This is a genomic window from Fontibacter flavus (assembly GCF_042432905.1).
Taxonomy (GTDB): Bacteria; Bacteroidota; Bacteroidia; order Cytophagales; family Cyclobacteriaceae; genus Fontibacter; species Fontibacter flavus.
The window spans coordinates 107,586-133,008 of the sequence record NZ_JBHLWI010000037.1 but is presented as its reverse complement, the minus strand read 5'-3'; the positions used below and the strand labels follow the sequence as shown (position 1 = coordinate 133,008).

Here is a 25,423-nt window from a genome sequence, read left to right as displayed (position 1 = left end):
CTGTACCCGGATAGGGTGCCACAAAAAAACTGAATTTTCAGCCTACTGTCTTAGTTGCCTTAAGGCAACTAAGACAGTAGGCTGAAAGAAAGATTAAACCTTAGACACAGTTTAATGAACTATCCCTTCGTATACTCTTACACATATTTTTTAAAAATACTTTCTGTAGACTTTTGAGTGACTTAATCTATATGCTCTTTCGAAACTTTAATTAATTTTCTATTTGATTCAAACCAGTCAATAGTAGAACTTTAAATTTTTTCAAATTACATCACGCTTTTTAAAATCTAACATAGTAGAGTAACCACAAAACAATAAATATTAGGGATTAGATTTTATAGGAAAGAAGCCATTATAATTTGTATTCGAAATAACCACAACATTTTTTTTCAAATAATTCTTTTAAAATCTGTCAGGATTTTTCAAAAGCTCAGACTATTCAAGTGTAAATCAGAAAATTTAATTTAATCAACAAAATAATTGAAGACCATGAAAAATCTAATGTACAGTCTAGCTCTAATTTTCCTTTTTGTAGGTATGGCAAGCTTTTCCTTGCCCATTGAAGATGTTTTGAAAAGTCAGAAAACCCATATATGGTTTTTTTCTTCAACACCTTTAGAAGACATCACAGCTAATAATTATAAAGCAACCAGCACGCTCGACACAAAAACCGGTGATGTGGTATTTTCAGTACCTATGCAAAGCTTTGAATTTGAAAAAGCCTTGATGCAAAAGCATTTTAACAATAAGGATTTTTTGGACACCAAGCAGTTTCCAAGAGCCAAGTTTGTAGGGAAAATTGCAGATGTCTCAAAAGTAAATTTTGACAAGCCAGGTTCATATAACGTGACTGTAGAGGGTGAAATGACCATCAAAGGTGAAACTAAGCAAATCAAAAAGCCGGGAGTTATAACAGTGGCAGCAAACGGAATTAAAGCCGAAAGCAAGTTTGATATTACCTTGGCAGATTATGGAATCACTTTTCAGAAAGGAAAGCCAGCATCCAATATAGCCAAAGATATTGAAATCAATTTTATAGGGGAATACAGCAAATAATGGTTGGTGATGAAAGGAGAAAAAGTTGTTATTACCCTATTGGTCGGGGCTGCATTTGCAGCTCTGGCCTTTATCTCAAAGACGAGTACAGAATCCCCCGTCTTGGAAAAATGGAATAAAATGGAGTTTTATGAAGGTTCATGGGAAGAAGTTTTGGAGGCTGCTAAAAATCAAAATAAACCCATCTTCATTGATATTTATGCAACCTGGTGTGGTCCTTGCAAAATGATGAAACTACATACTTTTTCAAATAAAGAAGTCGCACGCTTCTACAATGAAAACTTTATCAATCTGGCATTGGATGGTGAAAAAGGCAAAGGAGCCGAATTGATGGAAAGGTACAACCTCGGGGCATTTCCATCATTACTTTATCTGAATGAAAAAGGAGAACTAATTACCCACACTAAAGGCTATCATAATCCTAAACAATTCACCGAATTAGGGAAAGCAATACGAGAATTACAATGAAAATTTCATGGCAGCAATGGGAAAAATATCAAGTACTTATGACTCTTCGGGAAGTGTGGAGGATGCGATGAAAGTAGTAACTGCTCTTCTCCTAACATTATTTTTAGCAGCCATACCAAACTTTACTGCATATAGTCAAGCCTGTTGCTCGGGTGGAGTTCCTGTTGGTGGAACTCTTGGTCTTGGCACAGCTGATGCCAGATCTATTCAGATTTTAACGACTTACGATAATAATATCATCCATGATCTGATGGATAGGAGAACACTTTTAGAGGATGAAACCAGGGAGCGACAGACCCGCTCTATTATTACAGAAATCAATTACGGAATTTCTGATAATTGGGCAGTAACTGCTTTTATTCCTTATGTAAGACAGGAAAGGAGAATTCTGGGGTTTCAAGGAGCCAGTGAATTTACCAAAGCAGAAGGCTTGGGTGACATCATTCTCCTATTGAAATACAGGGTATTAAATCCGGAAGAGTACCCTGAATGGCATTGGGTATTAGGAGGAGGCCCTAAAATCCCCACTGGAAGGTCAGATTTAAAGAATCCAAATGGATTAACAATGGTTGCTGATATGCAGCCGGGGAGTGGGTCTCTTGATGGTTTTTTGTGGACTTATCTTCAAAAATCCAAAATTTTTAATGATCCAAATCTAAGCGTGCTTTCGGTGGTTACTTTTAGAAAATCAGGTGCCAATAATAGCTACAATGAAGTGCAGCGATATCAATTTGGTGATGATTTCCAATTCAACTTGGGCTTAAACTACAATTTATTCATCCAATGGCCAATAGATATTTTTCTCTTTACCCGATACCGAAGTCAGACAGTGGATCTGATAGATGCAAATGTGTTTCCTGGTTCAGGGGGAAAATGGATCTATGCGATACCGGGATTCAATTTGAACTTAAACCCAAACACAGCCATAAGGGCTGCGGTAGAGCTGCCGATCTATAGAGACCTTTTGGGAACACAATTGACAACGACATATAGATATACCTTGTCTTTATTTGTCAATATCCCATTCAAAAATATGTCAGATGTTTTACCAATAAATTTATAGTACTATGAAAAATTCAATTGAAGTAAATATTTTGATTGCAGGATTGCTGATTTTGAATATATCATGCGAATCCAGGGATAGTAATGATTTTCTTACCCCATTACCCGGTGATGGGAATAGTAATAATGAATGGCTGATTCCCCAGAGTCAGGTATTGGATGGTGGTCCCGGAAAAGACGGTATTCCGGCAATCAATAACCCTAATTTCATCTCCGTAAATCAGGCTTCATATTTGGATGATGATGACTTAATACTTGGTTATGGGGAAGGAACTGATATCCGGGCCTATTCCCACAAGATTCTGGATTGGCACGAAATCATCAATGACAAAATCAACAGTACTTCCGTATCAGTGATTTATTGTCCCTTAACAGGAACAGGGATTGGATGGAATAGAGTCATTGATGGCAATGAAACAACCTTCGGAGTTTCTGGGCTGCTTTACAACACCAATGTTATTCCTTATGATAGGGCTACCGACTCCAATTGGTCTCAGTTGGCATTAAAGGCAGTACAAGGGAAGCTGAGAGGTACTAGACCAGAAGTAATCAATCTGGTCGAAACTACCTGGGGTACTTGGAAAGAGATGTATCCGAATACCCAAGTGGTATCTACAAATACCGGACACAATAGAAATTACCAGCGATTTCCTTATGGTGACTATAGAACCAATAACAACAGTATTTTTTTTCCTATCAGTAAGAATGACACCAGGCTCCCTGCCAAAGAAAGGGTATTGACATTGTTTGGAGAAGATATTGCCAAATCCTACAGCATTGAATTATTCAGTACCAATAATGAATTGATTCAAGATGAATTTTTAGGCCATGACATTGTAGTGGTCGGAAATAAGGAGAAAAATTTCATTGTTTCATTCAAAACTAAGCTTGAAGATGGTACAGATCTGGAATTTGAAGTTCTGCAAAATGGAGCTGAAATACTCAGAGATCAAGAGGGAAATACATGGGATATATTGGGGAGAGCTATTTCAGGTCCCAGAATCGGTCAGCAGTTACTGTCATTTGACCGAATGATTGGGTATTGGTTCAGTTTTGCACCTTTTTATAATTCCGTTTTACTTTATCAAAATTAAAACCAATAACCCTGACTGAAATACATGTTTTAACTTCAAAAACCTACAATGATGAAAGAATTGTGCATGCGTAATTTAATGGAAATCAGAAGTTTGGTTAGTGAAATTGATCCTGAGGCTTACCGATTGCCGATTCCTTTACTATTTGGGGCTAGCATAGGCCAACTAGTCAGAAAAATTCTAGAAAAATATCAAGCTTCTTTGGTGTCTATGACTTATGGAGCTGTAGAATATACTCGGAAAAATGGTAAAGTAGAACTCCAAGTAGAGCCAGAAATAGCTATCAAGTCCATAGATGATATATATCTTCAAATTGAGGCCATCGAAAAAGACAACTATATGATCATGCTCTATGACTTTTCAGAGGGCATAGAAGAAAATGTAAATTCCATAGAGACAACTTTATTCAGAGAATTAGCTTATAATCTTGAACATAGTAATCATCATCAAGTCTTGATCAAAATAGCTTGTGTGATTCTTGGAATTGAAGATCTGTTACCTGAAAACTTTGGTGTAGATCCTACCATAGTGAATCATGATTTAAAACAGAATGACAACTTCCTTAAACCTAAAAAACATGCTGAAAAATAAAAAAGGGTTTGCCATCATTTTAGCGTGGCCTCAAACTTTCTGCAAACAAGCAGGCGGTTGGTATGATCCAATCTTGGGGTTGTTGGGTATCAGCAAAAACCATTATTATCAAGTAGGCCATGCTGCTGTAGTATTGGTAAATGCAGATAATGGGACGCTGCATTATTTTGACTTTGGCAGGTATCATACTCCTTTTGGCTTCGGTAGAGTCCGCTCTGAGAAAACGGACCCTGATTTAAAAATGGCCCAAAAAGCGAATATCTCTTATGGATCGATTTTAAATTTGACCGAAATCTTGATTGAATTAAAAAACAGGAAAGCTTGCCATGGAAAGGGGAACCTTTATGGTTCATTAATAGAAGTAGATTTTAGTCTTGCTTATAAAAAAGCTATGTATCTGCAGCAAATATCACCTATTCCATACGGTCCTTTTGTTTTCAAGGGCAATAATTGTTCTAGATTTGTCAATGATGTTGTCAGAGCAGGAAAGCCATCTTTTGTCACTTGGTTAAAATTGATGTTTCCGTGGACATTTAGTCCTACACCAATAGGAAATGTGAAAGCGGCGGGAAAGTATTTGACCATAAATGGAAGCCCTCCTGAGGTTCCTTCTTGCCCATCAAAATTAGACGCTGTACTTGCTACACCTGTCATACATCCTGCAATTCCTACTAATTCTAAGTGGTTAGCAGGAGAAGGTGCTGGCTCTTGGTTTCATATTACCCGAATGGCTGAATTATTCATAGTTAGAAGATACAGTCCAAATGGAGAATTGGAATTTACAGCTATATATGAAACATTAGGGGATCAATACTTTTTTCCTGAATCGTCATTTGAATTGGGCTATCCAATCCACTATGAAAAAATCACAATTATCCAGGCAGGAAACCTTATCCTATTGAAACCGATATCGAAATATTCTAAGTCTAAAAATGATGGTTTCAAAGAAATAATTGAAACCTTACAATTAACCAGCAATTGAAATGATAAAGTCATTTTCTGCCCTGTTCTGGAAAAATAAAATCAAGTTAAAATTCCACACTTGGATAAGATCAGGACTACACCCTCTACAATTGGCCAAAACCATGGCTGTGGCCATTATGGTCAGTATTTTCCCTGTTTATGGGGTGACTACAGTCATGTTGGTTTTGATTTCCCTTAGATTGAAGATGAACTTGGCTGTATTGGTCAGTACCAGCTATTTATTTACACCTGTTCAATTGCTGTTGATGCCGATATTTTTCAAATCAGGCTATGCACTGTTTGATCCTGCAACTCTAAAAAACATGCACTTTGAAACTTTAATAACAGAGCGTATATCCCATATTTTAGAGACTTTTGGTTGGGGATTAGCTTACGGAGTAATTCTATGGACTTTGGTTGCACCTTTTTTGGGTTTTATAATTTATATGGTTTTAAGCCATTTGTTTTGTAAAACCAGAGTATTGTCAAAACTTAAATCTTTTGCATCTTATGATGTTCAAAAAAAAGAGGATCAAGTATTAAGGTGCGGATAGTAAAAAAAATTTATATACCAAATATTGGGATTAAATTTTTCCCACAGGAGTAGTTTGGTATTTTATTACTAATAGAAATTTTGCATTAAGGAAATTGATCAATCACATTATTGATTGACTGTTTGAAAAAAATAAATCCCAAAAAGATAGCAGCCGGAATTTTGTGAATAGAAGCCCTTTTTAAATTATTACCTGAACATATTCTTATTAAATTAATAAGAATAAAATGGAGTTTACCTGCACTTTAGTTTAAAGGGTTATCGATTTTTAGTTTCGAGAAAATTACTTATTCATTTCATGGGTATATGAACTTTAAACTCGTATTTTTGCACCCGATTATGAATTTCAAAGTCTCTACATACAATCTTCCCAAAGTTACTCCACCTTGAAGTAGAGTATTTCCTAGTGATTTATTGATTTGCCTTTCTCGGAGTTTTTCAATTCCGTTTCCGTTTAACCATTATAAAATTTTGAATGAAGAAATATTTTAACTTATTTGATTTGTCGCAAAAAGTCGACTACAAAACTGAAGTCTTGTCGGGTTTAACCGTTGCCCTTGCTCTTGTGCCTGAAGCGGTTGCTTTTGCTTTAATTGCTGGCTTGTCACCATTGACTGGCCTTTACGCTGCATTTGTTGTTGGTTTAGTTACGTCCATTTTTGGAGGTCGTCCGGGAATGATTTCAGGTGCAACCGGTGCAATTGCTGTCGTTATTGTGGCTTTAGCAAAAAGTCATGGTGTTGAGTATGTTTTTGCTACGGTAATACTTGCAGGAATTATTCAAATGTCTGCTGGATTTTTAAGACTTGGTAAACTCATTCGATTAGTTCCACATCCCGTAATTTTCGGATTTGTCAATGGTCTGGCAATTATTATTTTTATGTCGCAACTTGACCAATTCAAAGACGTTTCGGGCAATTGGTTAACTGGCTCTGCTTTATATATTTTGTTAGGTCTAGTATTGCTCACTATGTTAATTATTTGGGGATTGCCAAAACTCACAAAGGTTATTCCTGCTTCGTTAACTGCTATTGTTGTTGTTTTTGGATTAGTTGCATTTATCGGAATTGATACCAAAACCGTTGGCGATATTGCATCTATTCAAGGTGGTTTTCCGCCATTTCATATTCCGTCAGTTCCATTTAATTTAGAAACATTGATTTTGATTTTTCCTTACGCTGCCATTGTTGCAGGCGTTGGCTTGATTGAAAGTCTATTGACATTGAATATTATTGACGAAATAACTGAAACTCGTGGACGTGGTAATAAGGAAGCGGTTGCTCAAGGTGCTGCCAATATTTTATCTGGCGTGTTTTCAGGAATGGGCGGTTGTGCAATGTTGGGACAAAGTTTGATTAACATTTCTTCGGGTTCGAGAGCAAGATTGTCAGGCATAGTTGCTGCTATTATGCTACTTGTCTTTATTATGTTCGGTTCTGGACTTATTGAAAAAGTGCCAATGGCTGCTTTAACAGGCCTGATGATTATGGTGGCTATCGGAACTTTTGAGTGGGCGAGTGTAAAAACGTTTAACAAAATGCCAAAATCAGATATATTGGTAATGGTGTTGGTTACTTTGGTAACTGTCGTTTTACACAATCTTGCTTTGGCTGTGATTATCGGAGTTATCATTGCTGCTTTGGTTTTCGCTTGGGATAATGCTAAACGAATTAGAGCAAGAAAATCTATTGACGAAAACGGTATTAAGCATTATGAAATATATGGTCCGCTTTTCTTTGGTTCTGTTACTGCCTTTAATGAAAAATTTGATGTGTTAAACGACCCAAATGAAGTAATCATTGATTTTGCTGAAAGTCGTGTTGTCGATATGTCTGCAATTGAAGCCTTGAATAAAATAACGGAACGTTATCATAAAGTTGGCAAGAAAGTTCATTTAAAACATTTAAGTGCTGATTGTCGTCAACTTCTGAAAAATGCAGAAGAGATAATTGATGTTAATGTGATGGAAGACCCAACTTATAAGGTGGTCACTGATGATGTGTAAAATTGTTAGGGCGGTTTATCCGCCCTTTTTATTTTGCACAATTTACACAATACATACTTTCTGGTCTGATTAAAATTCGCCCAACTGGAATTTGAGTTCTACACTTCATACAAATTCCAAAGTCTTCACTGCCAATTTTTGAAAGCACATACTTCAGTTTATTTAATTTCTCTTGTGCTTGTCTTAAAGCTGATTCTATCACGGCTTTGTTGTTGAGAGCGTCCATTCTTGAAATTCGGCCAATAGCTACGTCAGGGACGACAGGTTTTGTCATTTCCTGATACTCAATGATTAGTTTCTCCGTCTTTGAGATTTCGTCAATAAATCTCTGTTTAATTTCATCACTTGTCATATATCAAAAGTAAAGATTTTTTGAGTTTGAACTTAATAAATTGCTTCTCCGCAATTCACAAGGGCTTGGACCTTCAGTTGGATCATGGTCATGACCAAAAGGATGGGCTGTACATACCAGTTGCCAAGGGAAAAAACCAATTCCCAAAATGAAAAGTAACAGTTTGATCTTGAATTGACACATGTGATAAAGTTAAGAAAAATGGATTAAAAAGGTAACCAATTATACCTCAAAGGAAAAAAGAGCGTCTACTTTTGATCATGATGAATTAAAAAATGTCAATTTGCCGACAAAATATAATGGTATTGTTGAGAAAGTGGTTTTATCTAAATAAACACATTGATTTGATTGCTATTTTTGCTAATGGCGTTAATCGATACAGGTACAAAAAAAAATTGAAACAATGAAAGCAATCTGGAATAATCAAATCATTGCTGAGAGCGGTACAACGATACAAATAGAAGGAAACCATTATTTTCCGGCTGAGACAATTAAAAAGGAGTTTTTCAAACCATCGGAAACACAAACCACCTGTCCTTGGAAGGGTGTTGCCTCCTATTATCACGTGGAAGTAGATGGTAAAACCAATAAAGATGCTGCTTGGTATTATCCGGACACCAAACCTGCTGCAAGGGAAATTAAAAATTATGTAGCATTTTGGAAGGGAGTGGAAGTAAAGCCATAATATTATAATTATATTGAAAATCATAGTTCACATTTATTAGAGGATTTAACATCACTATGATTTTAAAAGCTTTAAGACAACCTCAAAAAGTTACCAAGATTTCTGTTTTGGGATTTTGTATTCTTTTTTTGGGTTTCGCTTTTCTTTTTCCTGATTTTTTTAAGGAAAAACTTGGAGAATTGACAGTGATGCTACTTCAAAATTTTGGGTTCTTTTATCTGACTTTGGGATTTCTTTCAGTTATCCTACTTTTTGTATTAGCCTTTTCAAAATGGGGGGAAATCCGATTTAGACAAGAAAAACCGGTTTACTCTTGGTTTTCTTGGATTGCCATGCTTTATAGTACAGGGATGGGAGCCGGCCTATTATTGAGGGCTGTGCAGGAACCTGTTTTTTATTTTCAAAATCCGCCCAGATCATCGATCCTCAGTACAGGTGATTTTGCTTTACAGTACACCTTTTTTCACTGGGGACTGACTCCTTGGGCTTTTTATGGCTTGTTTGGTTTGATCATGGCTTATGTACTCTATTTAAAAAAAGCGGCGGCCCTCAGCTCCTCACTTTTATCGGGCGAAGTGCAATACAGTTTTTTGGCAGTTCTGATGAATGTTCTGACTATAGTCTGTACCCTACTGGGAGTTGTTGCAGCACTGGGTTTGGGGTCAAGGCAATTATTGGAGGCAATAGGTTTTTTAGGTGATATTCCGACAAATGCCTTTCAAGCAGTTATGGCGGTAATAGTGATTACAGTCATCGCCACAACTTCAGCATTATTGGGAATGCAAAAAGGCATCAAAAACCTCTCGAACTTCAACCTTAGCCTGGCTACAGTACTTTTGATATCAGTAGCTATTTTGAGTTGGTCGGGAGGTGTTCAGTTTGGATTTCTAAATATTCTGGGCAATTATGTTTATGAGTTTGCTTCCATGTCACTTAATTTAGGGAACCATCAGGTCGGGATAGAATTCTTACAGGATTGGACTTATTTTTATTGGGCATTTTGGCTTGCATGGGCTCCCTTCACCGGGGTTTTTATTGCGAGGATTTCCAAAGGCCGTAGTATTAGGGAATTTGTTTTGGCAGTCTTAATTGTACCAGCCTTAGGTACATTTATTTGGTTTACAATATTTGGTCAAAGTGCTTTTCATTTAATTCAATCCGGCAAAGCATCTTTTGAGGACTTCCAATCCATTTATACAGGACTTTTTATTTTTCTGGACTACTTTCCTTGGGCCGGAATAACAAAAATTATTGGTCTGGTTTTGGTTTTTACATTTTTGATCACCTCTGTGGACTCTGCAATTTATGTACTAAGTATGTTTACTGATCGGGGAAATGTAGAGCCTTCCAAAACCTATAGATTGTTTTGGGGTTTAATGATTGGGCTTTTTACTATCGGATTGATTTTGATAGGGAAAGAAGCGTTGTTGGAGGCTGTTTCGCAGATGTTGATTGTTTTTGCTTTTCCTTTCAGCCTGATGTTTTTGGGAATGGCAGCTTATTTTGTTATTATCTTGATTCGAAAAAAATGAATTATGAATAAAACTTCACGACTTAGAGAGCGATTTGTTGAAGCTAGAAGTCATTCAGAAAAAATCTGTGAACCACTGGAGATAGAGGATTATGTTCCCCAACCCATGGTGGATGTTTCCCCACCCAAGTGGCACCTCGGTCACACTACATGGTTTTTTGAAGCTTTTGTTTTGGAACCTTACTCGAAAGGATATCAGCTCTATCACGATGACTTTGCTTATCTGTTCAATAGCTACTACAACAATGCAGGAGAAAGGGTGCTCCGGCCAAACAGAGGTTTGATGAGCCGCCCTCCTGTCAGGGAAGTAATGGCTTACAGGGCATATGTGACCGAACAGATGCTGGATTTTTTGGACAAGAATCCAGATCAAGAGGTGTGGGATGTCATAGAAATCGGTATCAACCACGAGCAGCAGCATCAGGAACTTTTGGTCTATGATATCAAATATATACTCGGGAATCAGCCAACATTTCCTGTTTATGGTGAAGGATTTTCCTTAAGCCAAGAAGTGAAAAAGGGATTTGTGAAAGTGGAAGGCGGAGTATATGCTATTGGTGCCAGTGGAGATGGCTTTTGTTATGACAATGAACTTGGGCAACATGAGGTACTGATCCGGCCTTTTGAAATTGCGGAAAACCTGGTTACTAACGGAGAATTTTTGGAATTCATTGAAGCACGAGGGTACCAGGATTTCAACTATTGGTTGTCCGAAGGCTGGGATTATATAAATAAGGAAAACATTACTGCGCCCTTATACTGGCATAAGCACAAAGGAGAATGGTATTCATACACCTTGGAGGGTTTTGAAATGCTGGACTTATCCTTGCCCGTACAGCATATTAGTTTTTACGAAGCTTATGCTTATGCAGAGTGGAAGGGGATGCGCTTGCCGACCGAATTTGAATGGGAAGTAGCAGGGGATAAGCTCAACTGGGGGCAACTTTGGGAATGGACCTACAGTGCCTATTTGCCTTACCCGGGCTTCGAAAAGGCACCCGGTGCTCTTGGAGAGTACAATGGCAAGTTTATGAGCAATCAGAATGTACTCCGCGGTGCTTCAGTGGCTACCCCAAAAGGGCATAGCCGTAAAACTTACCGCAATTTCTTTCATTCCTCCTGCAGGTGGCTTTTTTCAGGTTTTAGATTGGTGAAATGATATGGATAATTTTTTGAAAGACGTAATTCAAGGGCTGCAAAAGTCTCAAAAATCCCTTCCTTCCAAGTATTTCTATGATGAAGAGGGAAGCCGGATATTTCAAAAAATCATGGCATTGGAGGAATATTACCTTCCAGAATGCGAAGTGGAGATCCTTTTGGAAAGTTCAGCTGATATACTCAATGAGCTTCCTTTTTCTGATTTGGATATTATAGAATTGGGGGCAGGTGATGGTACCAAAACAGTGATTTTGCTGGAGGAAGCAAAGCTTAAGTTTGAAAACCTTACCTACATACCTATGGATATCTCTCCTGAGATTCTCGAAGTGAACAAGGAATTGGTGCAAAAACAGATTCCAGGTTTGAAAGTGGAACCTGTAGCCGGAGATTATCTTCATACTTTGGATTTGCTTAAGGAAAGAACCAATCCCCGATTGGTTTTATTTATGGGAAGTAACATCGGTAATTTTCCTAATGGTCAAGCCCTGGAATTTATTCAGTTTGTCAATGATTTTCTAAGGCCCGGTGATTTTTTTCTGATGGGAGTAGACCTTAAGAAAAACCCCCATGTGATCCGTGCAGCTTATAACGACAGAGAAGGTGTTACCAAACAATTTAACCTGAACCTTCTGAAAAGGATCAACCGAGAACTGGATGCTGATTTTAATTTAGATGCTTTTGAGCATTATGGGGTTTACAATCCCCTTACCGGATCTGCCTTGAGTTTTTTGGTCAGTATGGATGATCAAAAAGTAAAAATCGGTGAAATGGAAATCAGCTTTGATAAATATGAAACCATTCATACGGAAATTTCCCAAAAGTACAGTCTAAAGGAGCTGGATAAAATTGCTTCACAAACAGGATTCACTTGGGATAGGCATTTTACAGATCAAAAAGAATACTTTAGCTTGAGTTTGATGAGGAAATAGAAATAGAAAATTTTCTTTTAAAATATATTTTTTACTCTTAAGCTTTACAAAAAACATCCTGCATCAGCTCTTTGGCTGTTTCCTCATCCTTGACCAGCTTTAGGATATTGCCATACAGCTTGGTTTAAGAGGCTTTATACAATCGGGCAAAAGCGGCCTCATCGTCGGATTTTAACCGGTTCATCCATTCTTTTTCCGATATGTACTGTACTTCTTTCAAGCTAACCTATTAGGGTTCAGCTATAAATATAATAATTCCAAACGCTTTTTAAAGAAAAACCCAGGGGATTTTTTGGCTGGGTCAGCCATTTCTTGCCAATCAATTTGACCCACTTCCAAATCGCAGTGTGATAAAAAACGATCCCGTCAGGGGAATTTTGCCCTTCACAATTGCACCAGAAAAGTTCAACTTCAAACCAATCACTATGCTCAATGAAATTACATGGGAACAGTTTTTCCTCGCTCTGGGAATCCTATTCACGGTCTACTATCTCTATGTGGCGGCACGCTACTTTGGGAAAGAAATAGCCGCCAAAATGGAATTGAAGATCCCTTCCAAAAAAAAAGGCGAGAAGCCTGAGACAAGCATCCTTCTTTCCGAATCGCAGTTTGCCAAGGCTTTTGGTGAGCTTGAAATGATCAACGCCGATTTGCGGGAGAAGGTGATTCCCACTTTTGCCCGGTCAAAGGATAAAAAAGTGCTGTTGTTCCAGATCACCCAAAAGCTGGAAACCTTCGAAGGCTTGAAAGTCCCCGCTTTCAGGCACGCCATCAACAACTGTATCCATGCCGAGGCAAAGAAGATCGGTCTGGAAATTACCCATGAGGAACTGGAAAACCGCTGGAAAGCCCTCATTGAAAATATGCCTATCAATAAAAATCAAAAACCATGAATGTAAACATTGCTACCTGTCCCCAAAGAAACTGGAAGTTCCTGCTTCTCCTACTTATCGCATCTGTCCTGTGCTGCTACAATGCATATTCCCAAAGCGGAACTGCGGGAATTGTGGATGCGACCAACCACATCAGAACCTATTACCAGACCGCCATCAACCTGATGTACGCCATCGGGGCATTGGTGGGGCTGATCGGTGCCATCAAAGTGTACAACAAATGGAACAGTGGTGACCATGATACCGGGAAAGTGGCTACGGCATGGTTCGGCTCATGCATCTTTCTGGTATTGGTGGCTACAGTCCTTTCCAGCTTCTTCGGTCTGTAAAAAGCATTCTCAATGAAGCAAATTCTCAAAAAGAAACTGCATCGATTTCTGTCTACAGAGCATCCTGATTTGCTTGTAGCCCTTCAGGAAGATCAGGGTGTAAGCGCTTTCATCGACCAAAAGGTGGAAGGGCTTACGCCCCTGCTGGAGGAGCTGTATGCCAAAAATGCCCCCGGTTACATCATTCAGGAAAAATGCATGGATGCATTGGTCGGTGAATTTCCGCCTTCCCGGTACAGCTACCTGCTACATGTGCTGGAAGAGGAGTTCAGCGATGATTACCAAAAGTTCCAATCCGCCGGGATACTCCAATGGGAGGTGATGAATATGCTCAAAGACTGCGCACCTGCATTTGACGCCTATGCATTTGACCATCATAACAGCGAAAGCAGGGAACTCTACTACACTGTCACAGGCACACTTCACGAATACCTGATGCAACAATCACAGGAAAACTACTGATGGCCTACAACCCAAAACATAAACTCAGGGAAAATATCGAAGCCCTCAGGGTGGCATTTGCCCTCCTTGGGGGAAGACAGCCCGAGGCGGGAGACCTCGCCAAGCTTCAGGCCTATTCTGGCTTTGGCGGAATAAAGGCCATCCTGTATCTGGACATTGAAGACAAAAACTGGAAGAATCTTGGTGCGTCAAAAAGTGATTTGGAACTGTTTGACGATATCACACAGCTCAAGCAATTGTTGGAGGGCAACTTGTCCGGGAAGGAATATAACGAGGCCATACAATCCCTTAAAAACAGTGTCCTGACTTCCTTTTACACGCCAGATATTGTCCCAAAGGTGCTTTATGAAACGCTTAAAGCCCAGGGTGTAAATCCAACCAAGCTATATGAGCCGAGTTCCGGTGCAGGAATATTTATCAGCGAGGCGGTAAAAGCATTTCCACAACTGCATGCCGCAACTGCGGTGGAGAAAGATGTATTGACCGGAAAGGTGCTGGAAGCCCTCGCTCCCAATCTAGGCGTTCCTTCAAAAATACAGGTCACTGGTTTTGAAAATACCCCAAATGAGGAGAACGGTAAATTTGATCTGGTGGTGAGCAATATTCCCTTTGGGAATTTCAGGGTTTATGACCCTGCTTACCAGAACTCTGAACTGACCAGTAAAATACACAACTACTTTTTTGCCAAAGGACTGGACAAACTTGGACATGGTGGCCTGATGGCCTATATCACCACGGATGCCTTTTTGAACAACCCTTCAAACAAAGCCGCACGCCAGCACCTGTTTGAAAGGGCAGATTTTGTAAGCCTGTCCGTCATGCCGGACAACCTGATGAAAGATACCGGAAACACCGAAGCGCCAAGCCATCTTTTAGTCGTGCAGAAAAACGACAATAAAGAGGGGTTGTCTGCGGAGGAAAAACAACTGCTGGGAACGGTCAATAAGAGCAACGAATTCGGGGAATTCAGTCTGAATGAATTTATCGTATCGCACCCGTCACGCATTGTTGGCAACGAAGTAGGCCCCGGGAAGAACCAATATGGCAAGGCGAATATTTCCGTATGGCAGACGGGAAATATCGGGAATATTGGCGATACGCTGAGTGCGCTGCTTAAAACAGACTTTCAGGAAAGGCTCAATGTCAAGGCTTTCCATTCCCTTGGAGAACAGTTGGTGAAAGGAGCATCACAACAACAGGTATCCGATGCTCCGAAACTGACCTATGTGCCCGCACCCGAAAAACGGCAGACACAGGAAAGTATCCAGCTTGGACTTTTCGATGCCATGCCTGCTGAAAAGACCAACAGGGCAATGGACTATCTGAACAGTCTGGACGCAACAGTGATCCAAAAGCAATCCGTCAAAATGCTTGGTGTGATCAGGACAGCAGATAATCCGGAACATGAAGGTATTGTACTGTTGACAGCCCGTGCGCTGAACAACTCAAAATACCATTACAAGCTGTACTCCAACCTGAAGGAGATTACCTTCTCTGCAAACTGGATGAATGCAGCAGTGCTTCCTTACAGGCTGCAAAACCTTACGCGCGAGCTCCGACAGTACGGCCATGAATACCTTTTTGAAGGTGAACCACAACTGAAAGAAGCTTTCCGGAACATTCTGGACAAGCCAATGGCCTTTCAGGTCTCAAAGCCTTTTCATGTAGCAGGCGCCTTGGTCATGAATGAAGGTAAGCCGGGGAGGCTGGAAGCTTCAGGATCACCGGATGGTACCATGAACGTGGTTCCCTTGGTTGACGGTGAAAGACATCGGGATTTTTATCAAAAGTACATTGAACTGCGGGATGCTTATCTTGATAAAAACCAAGGAGAGGAAAAACCTGATGGATACCTTGATACCATCGGGAAGGCCTATGACGAGTTCACAAAAAGCTTTGGCCAGCTCAACCAAAAAGAAAATGCAGCCCGCATAAAGGAAGATCTGGCACATGGGCTGATCATGCTTTCCTCGTTGGAAAGAAGAGAGGGCAGCCTTTTTGTCAAATCAGATGTGTTCAACCGTCAGGAAAGCATCCAAGAGAATACCTTTTCAACTGACGATCCTGCTATTGCCCTTGCTCAGTCGCTCAACAGGTACGGTGAGGTCAACCTGTCATTTATAGGTGCTGTCTTGGCCAAAGATGTGGAAGAAATCCCGCTTTTGTTAAGGCACAAAATCTATCTGAATCCAGATTCCCGAAAATGGGAACCAGCCGACAAATCCTGTCCGGGAATGTGCTGGAAAAATTACGGTCGGCAGAAAAGGCCTCTACAGACAATCCCGAGAACCAATACGTGAAAGAGAGTCTGGCGGCCATAAAGAACGTACAGCCGGCACCCATTCCATTCGAAATGCTGGATTTCAATCTTGGTGAACGATGGATCCCTGAGAAATATTACAGCAGGTTTGCCACCGATCTTTTTGAAACGGATACCCGCATCAGCTACTTCCCTTCGATGGACACTTTCAGGGCAATTCCACAGGGCAGGAATGTAAAGATATGGAGAGAATTTGCCATTACCCCCGAAAGTGGCAAGACCATGTACGGCAACAGCATTCTGGAACATGCAATGGAAAACACTACGCCGTTTTTTACCCGTGAGGTGGAACTGGCAGACGGTAAGAAAGTCAGGGTTCCCGATAACAAGGCCATCCAGTTGGCACACCAGAAAATTGAATCCATCCGCACCCGGTTCTCGGAATGGCTCAATGACTTGCCTGCAATAGATAAAACCGCACTGGAAACCCTCTACAACGAAACCTATAACTGCTATGTCCTGCGGGAATACGATGGCCATCATCTGGAATTCCCCGGATTGGACAAAAAAGCCCTCGGGATTGACGACCTGTACCCTTCACAAAAGAATGCGGCTTGGCGGATCATTCAAAACAATGGTGCATTGGTCGATCACGAAGTGGGGTTGGGAAAAACCCTGACCATGATCGCAGCCAGCTATGAAATGAAACGTCTGGGACTGGTACGCAAGCCCATTCTTCTAGCACTGAAGGCCAATGTGGGAGAAATTGCCGAAACCTATAAAAAAGCCTATCCCGGAGCAAGAGTATTGGCTCCTACCGTCGATGATTTTACCCCTGCCAACAGGTTACGTTTGTTCCATGAGATCAAAAACAACGATTGGGATTGCGTCATTATGACCCATGACCAGTTTGGAAAAATCCCCCAATCACCGGAAATCCAGCAAAAGATTTTCAGTGAGGAACTGGCCAATGTGGAAAAAGATCTCGAAACGGTCAGTGACATGGGTGGTGAAGTAAACAGACGGATGCTGAAAGGTTTGGAAATCCGCAAGACCAACCTTGAAGGCAAGCTGAAAGAAGTAATACAACGGATAGAGCAGAAGAAAGACGACCATATTGATTTTCAATCTATGGGCATAGACAACATCATGGTCGATGAATCCCACAAATTTAAAAACCTCACTTTTACCACGCGGCACAACCGGGTTGCGGGACTTGGCAATACACAGGGAAGCCAGAAAGCACTGAACATGTTATTTGCCATCCGCACCTTGCAGGAAAAACACAGTACTGATCTCAGTGCCACCTTTCTTTCCGGAACCCCCATTTCCAACAGCCTGACGGAAATGTACCTGCTTTTCAAATACCTGCGCCCCAAAGAACTCCAAAGGCAGAAGATTGAGAATTTTGATGCCTGGGCTGCGGTATTTGCCCGCAAAACGGTGGATTTTGAGTTTTCGGTCACCAATGAGATCATCGCCAAAGAGCGGTTCCGGCATTTTATCAAAGTGCCTGAACTGGCCATGTTTTATAATGAGATCACCGATTACAAGACTGCCAAACATATACAGCTTGACAAACCGGAGTTGGATGAAAAGCTGGTCAATATCAAGCCTACTCCCGACCAGCAAGAGTTTATCGGCAAGTTGATGGATTTTGCCAAAACCGGGGATGCCACCCTGATCGGACGAGCGCCTTTGTCGAAGACAGAAGACAAAGCCCGTATGCTGATTGCCACCAATTATGCCAAAAAGATGGCGTTGGACATGCGGCTGGTAGGTGAAGAATACGCAGACCATCCCGGGAGCAAAGTCAATGTTTGCGCAGCTCAGGTAGCCGGTATCTACCGGGGAAGTGCGCCCCAAAAAGGGACACAGATTATCTTTTCCGATACCGGTACGCCGAAAGATGGCTTCAACGTCTATGACGCCTTAAAGGAAAAACTCATCAAAGATCACGGCATTCCCGCAAGCGAGATCACCTATATCCATGACTGGTCGGACAAAAAGAGACACCGGCTGTTCCAATTGATGAACAGCGGCCAGATCAGGGTGCTGATTGGAAGTACAGATAAAGCGGGAACTGGTCTCAATGTACAAGAACGTGTAGTAGCCATGCATCACCTGGACATTCCCTGGAAGCCTTCGGAACTGGAACAACGCAATGGCAGAGGGGCAAGACAGGGGAACTGGATTGCCAAAGAACATTTCGGGAACAAGGTCAAAAGCTTTGTATACGCCGTGGAGCAATCCCTAGACAATTACAAGTTCAACCTGCTGAAGAATAAACAGACATTCATCAGCCAGATGAAAAACGGTTCCCTTCAGGTAAGGAGATTGGATGAGGGAGCGATGGATGAGCAGAACGGAATGAATTTCTCCGAGTACATCGCCATCCTTTCCGGGGACACCTCCCTGCTGGAAAAATCAAAACTCGAAAAGAAAGTGGCTGTCCTTGAAAGCCTGCGGTCTGCCCATATGAAAGAGTGCGCAGGCTCGAAAGTAAAACTGGGATACCTCCGGGAAACTTTGGATAAAACGATGACTGATCTGGGAAGACTTTCAATGGACGAAAAGAAATACAATGGCCTGCTCAAACATGAAAAAGACGGCAGCAAATCCAACCCCATCAAACTGGAGGGTTTTCATTCCGATAAGCCGGAAAAAACAGGGGCGCATATCATCGACCTCCATCAAAATTGGAAACCCGGATCGGGGGAGGAAGGCCATGCCAAAATAGGCTCACTCTATGGTTTTGACCTCTGTATCAAAAGGCAAAAACAGGTTTATCAAGTTGAGGGAAATGTGTACACAAGTTATGCGAACAGCTTCTATGCGGAAAGCCCGGAAACGGGTCTGAAATACACCTACAACAGAGGAGTTCCTAACACCGATAACCCGAAGCTGGCAGCCCGTCATTTTCTCAATGCCATTGACCGGGTTAACACAATCAAAGAACAGCATGTGGAGAGGAAAAATGGGCTGGAAAAAGAGATTCCCAGCCTTGAAAGTCTGGCCGAAAAGCCCTTTGAAAAGTCAGAGGAGCTAAAAAGTCTCAAAAATGAATTGGCCGGATTGGAAAGGGAAATAGCCATCAATATCCAAAAGGAACAGATCAGTGATGCTCCTGCACAATCACAGGAAGAAACTTCAAAAAAGAAAACCCACCTGAACGGACATGGACTAAACGGGCACGGAGTGAACGGCAAAAAACTAAAAGCGAAGAAAAGCAAAAAGAAAAGTGTAAAACTATGAGCTATACCATTAACAAAGGCATCAACAAGCCCATCGAACTGAAAGGCTTCAAAGCCCAGTACATTGCCTATTTGGGCGCAGGACTGGTGGTACTGTTGATCGCATTCGCAGTGCTTTACCTAATTGGATTCCCACTCCTGCTGCTGTTTCCGCTTATCATCGGTGGTGGTGTCCTGCTTTTCACAAAAATCTTCGCCATGAGCAAGAAGTACGGACGCCACGGGCTGCTCAAAGAAATGGCCTTCAGGAATGTCCCGGGTGCAGTGGTATCACGAAGCAGAAAGCCATTTTACAGACTAAGGAAAAAACAATGACACACAACGCACACTACAGAATCGTGGATATGGAGAAGGTTCTTCCGGTCTGGAAGATCGAAAATGACCTGCTGCTGTCCAGACAGGGCGACATTACCTCGGCTTTCAGGGTGGAGCTTCCCGAAATATTCACCCTTTCGGAGAAAGATTACCAAACCCTGCATCTGGCCTGGGTAAAGGCCATCAAGGTATTGCCAAAATACTCCGTTCTCCACAAACAGGACTGGTTTGTTCAGACGGGTTTCAAAGCAGACTTTTCGCACGGCGACAAATCTTTCCTGTCCGCATCAAGCGATAGGTTCTTCCACGAGCGACCGTTTTTGGAACACGAATGCTACCTCTATATCACACAACGGCATCCCGGGCACAAGCTTTCCACATCGGCGGTATCCAACCTTTTTGGAAAGGGTATCGTACCGGAAGACACCCTTAACGAACAAATACATCAAGAACTGGACAATGCCATTGGCCAGTTCAAAAGAATACTTACCGATTGCGGCATGGTCAGCCTGAACCCGCTGGATGCCGGACAACTGGCCGGAACAGCATCCAATACGGGACTGCTCGAAAGGTATTGCTATTTGTTGGAGAAGGACAACGCTCCGGAATTACAGGACATCGTTTTCAGACCCGAATGGAAGATCGGCGAGAACCATTGCCAGATGTTTTCCTTGGCCGACGTTGAAGACCTTCCATCCTCTTGCAGTCCTTCCACCGGCTACGAAGGTTACTCCACAGACCGCACACGCTTCTCCACCGCATTTGCATCGCCTTTGGGGTATCTGCTTCCCTGCAACCATATCTACAACCAGTATGTCATCGTGGACGATGCTGCACTCACCCTCAAACAGCTTGAAAGCAAGCGGCTCAGGTTACAATCCCTGTCAGCATACAGCAGGGAAAACGCCATCGCCCGGGAAGCTGTATCGGACTTCCTCAACGAAGCAATTAGCCAGCAGAGGATGCCCGTAAAAGCACACTTCAACATACTGGTATGGACAGACGAAAGGGATAACCTGAAAGACCTTAGAAACATGGTGTCCTCGTCACTGGCAAGGATTGATGCGGTACCCAAACTCGAAACCCGTGGAGCGCCACAGCTTTTTTGGGCAGGAATACCGGGCAACTCAGGGGACATCCCTGTCAACGACACTTTTGACACCTTTATAGAGCAGGCAGCCTGTCTCTTCAATGCGGAAACTGCCTATCGTTCATCCCTAAGTCCAGTAGGGATAAGGCTGGGCGAAAGGTTGAATGGAACACCTGTCCATGTGGACATATCCGATGAACCCATGAAGAGGGGTTTCATTACCAATAGGAACAAATTCATATTGGGGCCATCCGGTAGCGGCAAATCATTTTTCACCAACCACATGGTACGCAGTTACTATGAGCAAGGCACCCATATTGTTCTCGTTGATGTGGGACACTCCTACCGGGGACTGTGTGATCTGGTAAATGGCTACTATTTTACTTATGAAGAAAACAACCCCATCCGTTTCAACCCATTTTATTTGGAAGATGGTGCCGTTTTGGATACTGAAAAGAAGGAAAGCCTGAAAACATTATTGTTGGCTCTTTGGAAAAAAGACGATGAAGTGTTCAAGCGTTCCGAGTACGTTGCCCTTTCCAATGCACTGACGGGCTATTATCAAAAGCTTGAAAAACACCCGGACATTTTCCCCTGCTTTGACAGCTTCTATGAATACCTGCAAAACGAATTTACCGAAACCCTCAAAAAGGACAGGGTAAAAGACAAAGACTTTGACGTGGAGAATTTCCTGTATGTCCTGAGGCCATACTATAAGGGAGGGGAATTTGATTACCTGCTGAATGCCCGCAAAAACCTTAACCTGTTGCAACAGCGCTTTATCGTCTTTGAACTCGATAACATCAAGGATCATCCCATACTTTTTCCGGTTGTCACCATCATCATTATGGAGATTTTTATTTCTAAAATGAGAAAACTCAAAGGCATCCGAAAGATGATCCTGATTGAAGAGGCGTGGAAAGCCATCGCCAAAGAGGGAATGGCCGAATACATCAAATACCTTTTTAAGACCGTTCGGAAATTCTTCGGTGAGGCCATCGTAGTCACTCAGGAAGTAGAGGACATCATTTCCTCACCTGTGGTCAAACAGGCCATCATCAACAACTCCGACTGCAAGATCCTCCTTGATCAGAGCAAATATCAAAACAAGTTCGACCAAATACAGGAACTGTTGGGGCTTACTGAAAAGGAAAAATCCCTGATCCTGTCCATCAACAAGGCCAATGACCCCGAACGGATGTACAAAGAGGTGTTCATCGGTCTTGGAGGGCAGCTGTCCAAAGTGTACCGCACGGAGGTTTCCCTTGAGGAATATCTGGCCTACACCACTGAGGAAAGCGAAAAGGTAAAAGTCCAGGAATATACCCAAAAGTTTGGCGGTGACATGAAAGCCGCAATAAAAGCCCTGGCTTCCGATATGCGCAAAACCAAAAATCCGAACCCATGAAAAGAAAGCTAAAATCACTATTGCTGGCATTGCTGCTGACAATGACCGTATCTCCACAACAAGCCAAAGCTGATCCTGTAATTGCAGAAATCATCAGGCAGGGTATAATCAAGGTAATTAAGGCGGTGGACTTGAAAATCCAACGCCTTCAACTCAATACCATCTGGTTACAAAATACACAGAAAACCATTGAGAATGTACTTTCCAAACTCAAACTGGATGAAATCTCCGAGTGGACAGAAAAACAAAGAGAGTTGTTTGGGGACTATTACGATGAACTCTGGAAGGTCAAGAATATCATCACCCAATACCAGCGTATCCGTGACATTGCCCGGAATCAGACTTTGTTGATAAACGAATACCAGACAGTATGGAATCTCCTGCGTCAAAGTCAGTATTTCTCTATCGGGGAAATACGGTATATGGAAAATGTCTACACTAAAATCCTTGAATCCAGTCTCAACAACATGGAGCAGATTTACATCGTGGCCAGCTCATTCAGGACACAGATGAGCGATGCGGAAAGACTGGAACTCATTCACCGGGTTGACCGGGATGTCCGTAACAATCTGGCTGATCTAAGAAGATTCAACCGCCAAAATATTGGTCTGGACAGCCAAAGAGGGGGAAACCTTAAAAACATCAACATCATACAGGAAATCTATGGGCTTTAAAATACTTCCCCTCACCGTGGTTCTATTGCTGGCAACTTCAATGTCTTCCCACGCCCAGAAATTTGATGAATGGTTTAAGCAAAAAGAAACACAGATCAAATATCTGGTTGAACAGGTCGTGGCCTACAGACTCATATTGTCCCAATCAAAGAAAGGTTACGACATTATGCAAAACGGACTGGGGTCGATACACGGATTCAAATCCGGCGAGTTCAACGACCACCAAAGTTATATTTTTAGTCTGGATGCCGTCAGTCCCGAAGTCAGAAACCATCAGCGGGTTGAGGACTTTGTCGGAATGCAACACCGGTTTTTGAAAGAATGGCAGACCATCAGTGTCTTCATGGCCAACAATTCCGGCCTTACAGTACCTGAATCAAGCTATATCTCGGATATACACCGACAGGTATCCAGAAAATCGGGGAATCTGTCGATGGAGTTTCAGGATGTAATGTCCAATAGGAATCTGCAAATGACCGATGCGGAAAGAATAGAACGAATTGACCACCTCTACAGAGACTATCTGAAAAACTACCTTCTCTTCAAACGCTTCAACAACCAGATAAAATCCCTGATGGTATCGAGAAGGCATGACCGGAATGCCATTCAGTTTCTGGAAGAATTATACTAACCCAAAAACAACAAACAATGAGAAAAATACTGATGATATGCCTGATGGTATTTTGCCTTTACCAACCGGTAAAGGCACAAGAGCAAGAAACTGCACAACTTCTGCTCAATGTCGAAAAACTCGCCACCCTGAAAAATATTTTGGAAAATATGTACGATGGATACACGATTCTAACCAACGGTTACAATGCCGTAAAGGATATCAGCCAGGGTAATTTTAGTTTGCACCAGACATTTTTGGATGGCCTTATGGCTGTCAGTCCCTCCGTAAGAAGATACCAACGGGTAGTTGATATCATCTCCCAACAGCAGGCCATACTCTCTGAATACAGTAGGGCTTATAACGTCTTTGTGTCGGGAGGGCAGTTTACCCCCGCAGAGATCAATTACATCGGAAGAATATACAGCCAACTCTTTTCCCGGAGTCTGCAAAACCTCCAAGAGCTGACCATGATCGTTACCGCCGGACAGGTAAGGATGAACGATGCAGAACGGTTAAAATCAATTGACCGGATTTATGAGGATATGACCGAAAAGCTCAGCTTTCTCAGGGGGTTCAACAAACAGACGGCTGCCCTGCAAAACCTTCGCAAGCACGACAGCGACAACCACGAACTACTCAAATTGATATACGGACTTTAATTTAATACCAGATGGACAAAAGAAAAACCATGTGCCTTACGGCAATTGCCCTTATGCTGCTGTTGATTGTCCCCGAACAGGCATCAGCCCAGGGATTGACAGGAAGCGTTAGACAGCTCCATGGAATACTGCAAAGGCTCTACGACGACATGATACCTCTGGCAAGCCAGCTTATCGGAGTGGGTAGGGTGATAGCGGGTTTTGCCGCACTGTTGTTTATCTCCCAAAGGGTGTGGCGACACCTTGCCAATGCAGAACCCATTGACGTGTATCCCCTGCTGCGGCCATTTGCGATCGGTATGGCAATATTGCTTTTCCCTTCCGTAATGGCATTGATGAACGGAGTGCTCAATCCATTGGTCAGGGGTACCGAAAACATGGTAGTCAATAGCAACGACGCTATCATGTGGCATATTGATAAACAAAAAGAGGATACACGTTGGGCGATAGAAAACCAGCCTCATGCAAATCAACCTGAACTTGACCAGTATGAAGAACAGGAAGCCAATGAAAACCTTTCCGGCGGCACTTGGGGTGGAAGAATTCTCTATGTGGGAATGAAAAACATGGCATTGTCAGCCATCCGGTGGCTGTTGGAACTGCTCTACGTATCCGCTGCCCTGTGTATCAATTCCATCAGGACTTTTCATCTTATCATATTAACGATCCTTGGGCCGATTGTATTGGGACTTTCTGTGTTCGAAGGCTTTCAGCACATTCTTTCCAACTGGATAGCCAAGTATGTTAACGTATACCTCTGGCTCCCCATTGCCAACATTTTTGGAGCCATCATCTCAAAGATCGTCGAGAACATGGCGCTGATTTCCCAAGACTTCTTTAGCGGCCTGGCCTATTCGGTTTTCATGTTGCTCGCCATTATAGGCTATACCACCATACCAAACATTTCCAATTACATCATCAGCGGAGGAAGCAGGGACGGCATTCTGCACAAAGCCAGTAAAATGGCCGGAAGTGCGGCAGGTGCCGGGGCTTCCGCAGCAGTAGGAATGATGAAGTAA

24 protein-coding genes are annotated in these 25,423 nt (G+C 42.0%); 23 read left to right on the top strand and 1 reads right to left on the bottom strand.

All coding sequences use genetic code 11. The annotated features are described in order from the left end of the window. Positions 1 to 489: 489 nt before the first annotated feature. The 8 genes from ACFFIP_RS13670 (at position 490) to ACFFIP_RS13635 (ending at position 7,792) form a co-directional block, all read left to right on the top strand. Positions 490 to 1,056 carry a YceI family protein gene (locus tag ACFFIP_RS13670; protein WP_382388222.1) on the top strand — a complete coding sequence of 189 codons (567 nt, stop codon included), beginning with the start codon at positions 490 to 492 and terminating at the stop codon, positions 1,054 to 1,056. Between the two features lie 9 nt (positions 1,057 to 1,065). After that, the gene (locus tag ACFFIP_RS13665) at positions 1,066 to 1,524 is read left to right on the top strand and encodes a thioredoxin family protein (RefSeq protein ID WP_382388220.1); all 459 of its coding nucleotides are present in this window, start codon (positions 1,066 to 1,068) and stop codon (positions 1,522 to 1,524) included. 16 nt (positions 1,525 to 1,540) lie between these two features. Further along, positions 1,541 to 2,587, top strand: a complete 1,047-nt coding sequence (locus ACFFIP_RS13660; protein ID WP_382388218.1) for a transporter — start codon at positions 1,541 to 1,543, stop codon at positions 2,585 to 2,587. A gap of 4 nt (positions 2,588 to 2,591) precedes the next feature. Continuing rightward, positions 2,592 to 3,680 (top strand): DUF3179 domain-containing protein, encoded by a 1,089-nt coding sequence (locus tag ACFFIP_RS13655; RefSeq protein ID WP_382388216.1) that lies wholly within the window; start codon positions 2,592 to 2,594, stop codon positions 3,678 to 3,680. Between the two features lie 48 nt (positions 3,681 to 3,728). After that, complete coding sequence (locus tag ACFFIP_RS13650; RefSeq protein ID WP_382388214.1) at positions 3,729 to 4,271, top strand: hypothetical protein; 543 nt, start codon at positions 3,729 to 3,731, stop codon at positions 4,269 to 4,271. Further along, on the top strand, positions 4,258 to 5,253 hold the full coding sequence (locus tag ACFFIP_RS13645; protein ID WP_382388212.1) for a DUF6695 family protein: 996 nt from the start codon (positions 4,258 to 4,260) through the stop codon (positions 5,251 to 5,253). The genes ACFFIP_RS13650 and ACFFIP_RS13645 overlap by 14 nt, the downstream gene beginning before the upstream one ends. 1 nt (position 5,254) lies before the next feature. Then, entirely contained in the window at positions 5,255 to 5,788 is a 534-nt protein-coding gene (locus tag ACFFIP_RS13640) for a DUF2062 domain-containing protein (protein WP_382388210.1), read from the top strand. A 474-nt stretch (positions 5,789 to 6,262) separates the two neighbouring features. Beyond that, complete coding sequence (locus ACFFIP_RS13635) at positions 6,263 to 7,792, top strand: SulP family inorganic anion transporter (protein WP_382388208.1); 1,530 nt, start codon at positions 6,263 to 6,265, stop codon at positions 7,790 to 7,792. A 28-nt stretch (positions 7,793 to 7,820) separates the two neighbouring features. Here the strand turns inward: ACFFIP_RS13635 and ACFFIP_RS13630 are convergent, their stop codons facing one another. Then, a complete protein-coding gene (locus ACFFIP_RS13630; RefSeq protein ID WP_382388206.1) occupies positions 7,821 to 8,144 on the bottom strand; it encodes a TraR/DksA family transcriptional regulator in 324 nt (107 codons plus the stop codon). Positions 8,145 to 8,520: 376 nt separating this feature from the next. Here ACFFIP_RS13630 and ACFFIP_RS13625 point away from each other — a divergent pair, with 376 nt between their 5' ends. From ACFFIP_RS13625 to ACFFIP_RS13555, 15 genes are all read left to right on the top strand, one after another. Further along, positions 8,521 to 8,829, top strand: a complete 309-nt coding sequence (locus ACFFIP_RS13625) for a DUF427 domain-containing protein (RefSeq protein WP_496385209.1) — start codon at positions 8,521 to 8,523, stop codon at positions 8,827 to 8,829. A gap of 56 nt (positions 8,830 to 8,885) precedes the next feature. Further along, positions 8,886 to 10,361, top strand: coding sequence for a BCCT family transporter (locus tag ACFFIP_RS13620; protein WP_382388202.1), 1,476 nt, complete (start codon positions 8,886 to 8,888; stop codon positions 10,359 to 10,361). Between the two features lie 3 nt (positions 10,362 to 10,364). Further along, entirely contained in the window at positions 10,365 to 11,519 is a 1,155-nt protein-coding gene (egtB, locus tag ACFFIP_RS13615; protein ID WP_382388200.1) for an ergothioneine biosynthesis protein EgtB, read from the top strand. A gap of 1 nt (position 11,520) precedes the next feature. After that, a complete protein-coding gene (egtD, locus tag ACFFIP_RS13610) occupies positions 11,521 to 12,447 on the top strand; it encodes an L-histidine N(alpha)-methyltransferase (protein ID WP_382388198.1) in 927 nt (308 codons plus the stop codon). Positions 12,448 to 12,872: 425 nt separating this feature from the next. Continuing rightward, complete coding sequence (locus ACFFIP_RS13605) at positions 12,873 to 13,340, top strand: hypothetical protein (RefSeq protein ID WP_382388197.1); 468 nt, start codon at positions 12,873 to 12,875, stop codon at positions 13,338 to 13,340. Beyond that, complete coding sequence (locus ACFFIP_RS13600) at positions 13,337 to 13,669, top strand: DUF4134 domain-containing protein (RefSeq protein ID WP_010611966.1); 333 nt, start codon at positions 13,337 to 13,339, stop codon at positions 13,667 to 13,669. Before ACFFIP_RS13605 ends, ACFFIP_RS13600 begins: the two co-directional genes overlap by 4 nt. A 12-nt stretch (positions 13,670 to 13,681) precedes the next feature. After that, positions 13,682 to 14,131 carry a DUF1896 family protein gene (locus ACFFIP_RS13595; protein WP_382388196.1) on the top strand — a complete coding sequence of 150 codons (450 nt, stop codon included), beginning with the start codon at positions 13,682 to 13,684 and terminating at the stop codon, positions 14,129 to 14,131. Beyond that, positions 14,131 to 16,431 carry a winged helix domain-containing protein gene (locus ACFFIP_RS13590; RefSeq protein WP_382388195.1) on the top strand — a complete coding sequence of 767 codons (2,301 nt, stop codon included), beginning with the start codon at positions 14,131 to 14,133 and terminating at the stop codon, positions 16,429 to 16,431. The genes ACFFIP_RS13595 and ACFFIP_RS13590 overlap by 1 nt, the downstream gene beginning before the upstream one ends. Further along, positions 16,335 to 19,646 carry a helicase-like domain-containing protein gene (locus ACFFIP_RS13585; RefSeq protein WP_382388194.1) on the top strand — a complete coding sequence of 1,104 codons (3,312 nt, stop codon included), beginning with the start codon at positions 16,335 to 16,337 and terminating at the stop codon, positions 19,644 to 19,646. Before ACFFIP_RS13590 ends, ACFFIP_RS13585 begins: the two co-directional genes overlap by 97 nt. Further along, entirely contained in the window at positions 19,643 to 19,960 is a 318-nt protein-coding gene (locus tag ACFFIP_RS13580) for a DUF4133 domain-containing protein (protein ID WP_382388193.1), read from the top strand. Before ACFFIP_RS13585 ends, ACFFIP_RS13580 begins: the two co-directional genes overlap by 4 nt. After that, positions 19,957 to 22,458: a TraG family conjugative transposon ATPase gene (locus ACFFIP_RS13575; RefSeq protein WP_377064256.1), complete on the top strand. Its 2,502-nt coding sequence runs from the start codon at positions 19,957 to 19,959 to the stop codon at positions 22,456 to 22,458. The genes ACFFIP_RS13580 and ACFFIP_RS13575 overlap by 4 nt, the downstream gene beginning before the upstream one ends. After that, the gene (locus ACFFIP_RS13570) at positions 22,455 to 23,132 is read left to right on the top strand and encodes a conjugal transfer protein TraI (RefSeq protein ID WP_377064258.1); all 678 of its coding nucleotides are present in this window, start codon (positions 22,455 to 22,457) and stop codon (positions 23,130 to 23,132) included. The genes ACFFIP_RS13575 and ACFFIP_RS13570 overlap by 4 nt, the downstream gene beginning before the upstream one ends. Beyond that, a complete protein-coding gene (locus tag ACFFIP_RS13565; protein WP_382388192.1) occupies positions 23,122 to 23,763 on the top strand; it encodes a hypothetical protein in 642 nt (213 codons plus the stop codon). The genes ACFFIP_RS13570 and ACFFIP_RS13565 overlap by 11 nt, the downstream gene beginning before the upstream one ends. Before the next feature lie 17 nt (positions 23,764 to 23,780). Then, entirely contained in the window at positions 23,781 to 24,404 is a 624-nt protein-coding gene (locus tag ACFFIP_RS13560; protein ID WP_377064262.1) for a TerB family tellurite resistance protein, read from the top strand. An 11-nt stretch (positions 24,405 to 24,415) separates the two neighbouring features. Then, positions 24,416 to 25,423, top strand: a complete 1,008-nt coding sequence (locus tag ACFFIP_RS13555) for a TraJ family protein (RefSeq protein WP_382388191.1) — start codon at positions 24,416 to 24,418, stop codon at positions 25,421 to 25,423.

Excerpts from the sequence above, each read along its gene's own strand:
- ACFFIP_RS13645 (WP_382388212.1), top strand. The coding sequence starts at position 4,258 with ATGCTGAAAAATAAAAAAGGGTTTGCCATCATTTTAGCGTGGCCTCAA.
- ACFFIP_RS13640 (WP_382388210.1), top strand. The coding sequence starts at position 5,255 with ATGATAAAGTCATTTTCTGCCCTGTTCTGGAAAAATAAAATCAAGTTA.
- ACFFIP_RS13565 (WP_382388192.1), top strand. The coding sequence starts at position 23,122 with ATGGGCTTTAAAATACTTCCCCTCACCGTGGTTCTATTGCTGGCAACT.
- egtD (WP_382388198.1), top strand. The coding sequence starts at position 11,521 with ATGGATAATTTTTTGAAAGACGTAATTCAAGGGCTGCAAAAGTCTCAA.
- ACFFIP_RS13595 (WP_382388196.1), top strand. The coding sequence starts at position 13,682 with ATGAAGCAAATTCTCAAAAAGAAACTGCATCGATTTCTGTCTACAGAG.
- ACFFIP_RS13665 (WP_382388220.1), top strand. The coding sequence starts at position 1,066 with ATGAAAGGAGAAAAAGTTGTTATTACCCTATTGGTCGGGGCTGCATTT.
- ACFFIP_RS13655 (WP_382388216.1), top strand. The coding sequence starts at position 2,592 with ATGAAAAATTCAATTGAAGTAAATATTTTGATTGCAGGATTGCTGATT.
- ACFFIP_RS13590 (WP_382388195.1), top strand. The coding sequence starts at position 14,131 with ATGGCCTACAACCCAAAACATAAACTCAGGGAAAATATCGAAGCCCTC.
- egtB (WP_382388200.1), top strand. The coding sequence starts at position 10,365 with ATGAATAAAACTTCACGACTTAGAGAGCGATTTGTTGAAGCTAGAAGT.
- ACFFIP_RS13575 (WP_377064256.1), top strand. The coding sequence starts at position 19,957 with ATGACACACAACGCACACTACAGAATCGTGGATATGGAGAAGGTTCTT.
- ACFFIP_RS13600 (WP_010611966.1), top strand. The coding sequence starts at position 13,337 with ATGAATGTAAACATTGCTACCTGTCCCCAAAGAAACTGGAAGTTCCTG.
- ACFFIP_RS13670 (WP_382388222.1), top strand. The coding sequence starts at position 490 with ATGAAAAATCTAATGTACAGTCTAGCTCTAATTTTCCTTTTTGTAGGT.
- ACFFIP_RS13620 (WP_382388202.1), top strand. The coding sequence starts at position 8,886 with ATGATTTTAAAAGCTTTAAGACAACCTCAAAAAGTTACCAAGATTTCT.
- ACFFIP_RS13570 (WP_377064258.1), top strand. The coding sequence starts at position 22,455 with ATGAAAAGAAAGCTAAAATCACTATTGCTGGCATTGCTGCTGACAATG.
- ACFFIP_RS13580 (WP_382388193.1), top strand. The coding sequence starts at position 19,643 with ATGAGCTATACCATTAACAAAGGCATCAACAAGCCCATCGAACTGAAA.
- ACFFIP_RS13605 (WP_382388197.1), top strand. The coding sequence starts at position 12,873 with ATGCTCAATGAAATTACATGGGAACAGTTTTTCCTCGCTCTGGGAATC.
- ACFFIP_RS13560 (WP_377064262.1), top strand. The coding sequence starts at position 23,781 with ATGAGAAAAATACTGATGATATGCCTGATGGTATTTTGCCTTTACCAA.
- ACFFIP_RS13555 (WP_382388191.1), top strand. The coding sequence starts at position 24,416 with ATGGACAAAAGAAAAACCATGTGCCTTACGGCAATTGCCCTTATGCTG.
- ACFFIP_RS13635 (WP_382388208.1), top strand. The coding sequence starts at position 6,263 with ATGAAGAAATATTTTAACTTATTTGATTTGTCGCAAAAAGTCGACTAC.
- ACFFIP_RS13650 (WP_382388214.1), top strand. The coding sequence starts at position 3,729 with ATGATGAAAGAATTGTGCATGCGTAATTTAATGGAAATCAGAAGTTTG.
- ACFFIP_RS13660 (WP_382388218.1), top strand. The coding sequence starts at position 1,541 with ATGGGAAAAATATCAAGTACTTATGACTCTTCGGGAAGTGTGGAGGAT.
- ACFFIP_RS13630 (WP_382388206.1), bottom strand. The coding sequence starts at position 8,144 with ATGACAAGTGATGAAATTAAACAGAGATTTATTGACGAAATCTCAAAG.
- ACFFIP_RS13585 (WP_382388194.1), top strand. The coding sequence starts at position 16,335 with ATGGGAACCAGCCGACAAATCCTGTCCGGGAATGTGCTGGAAAAATTA.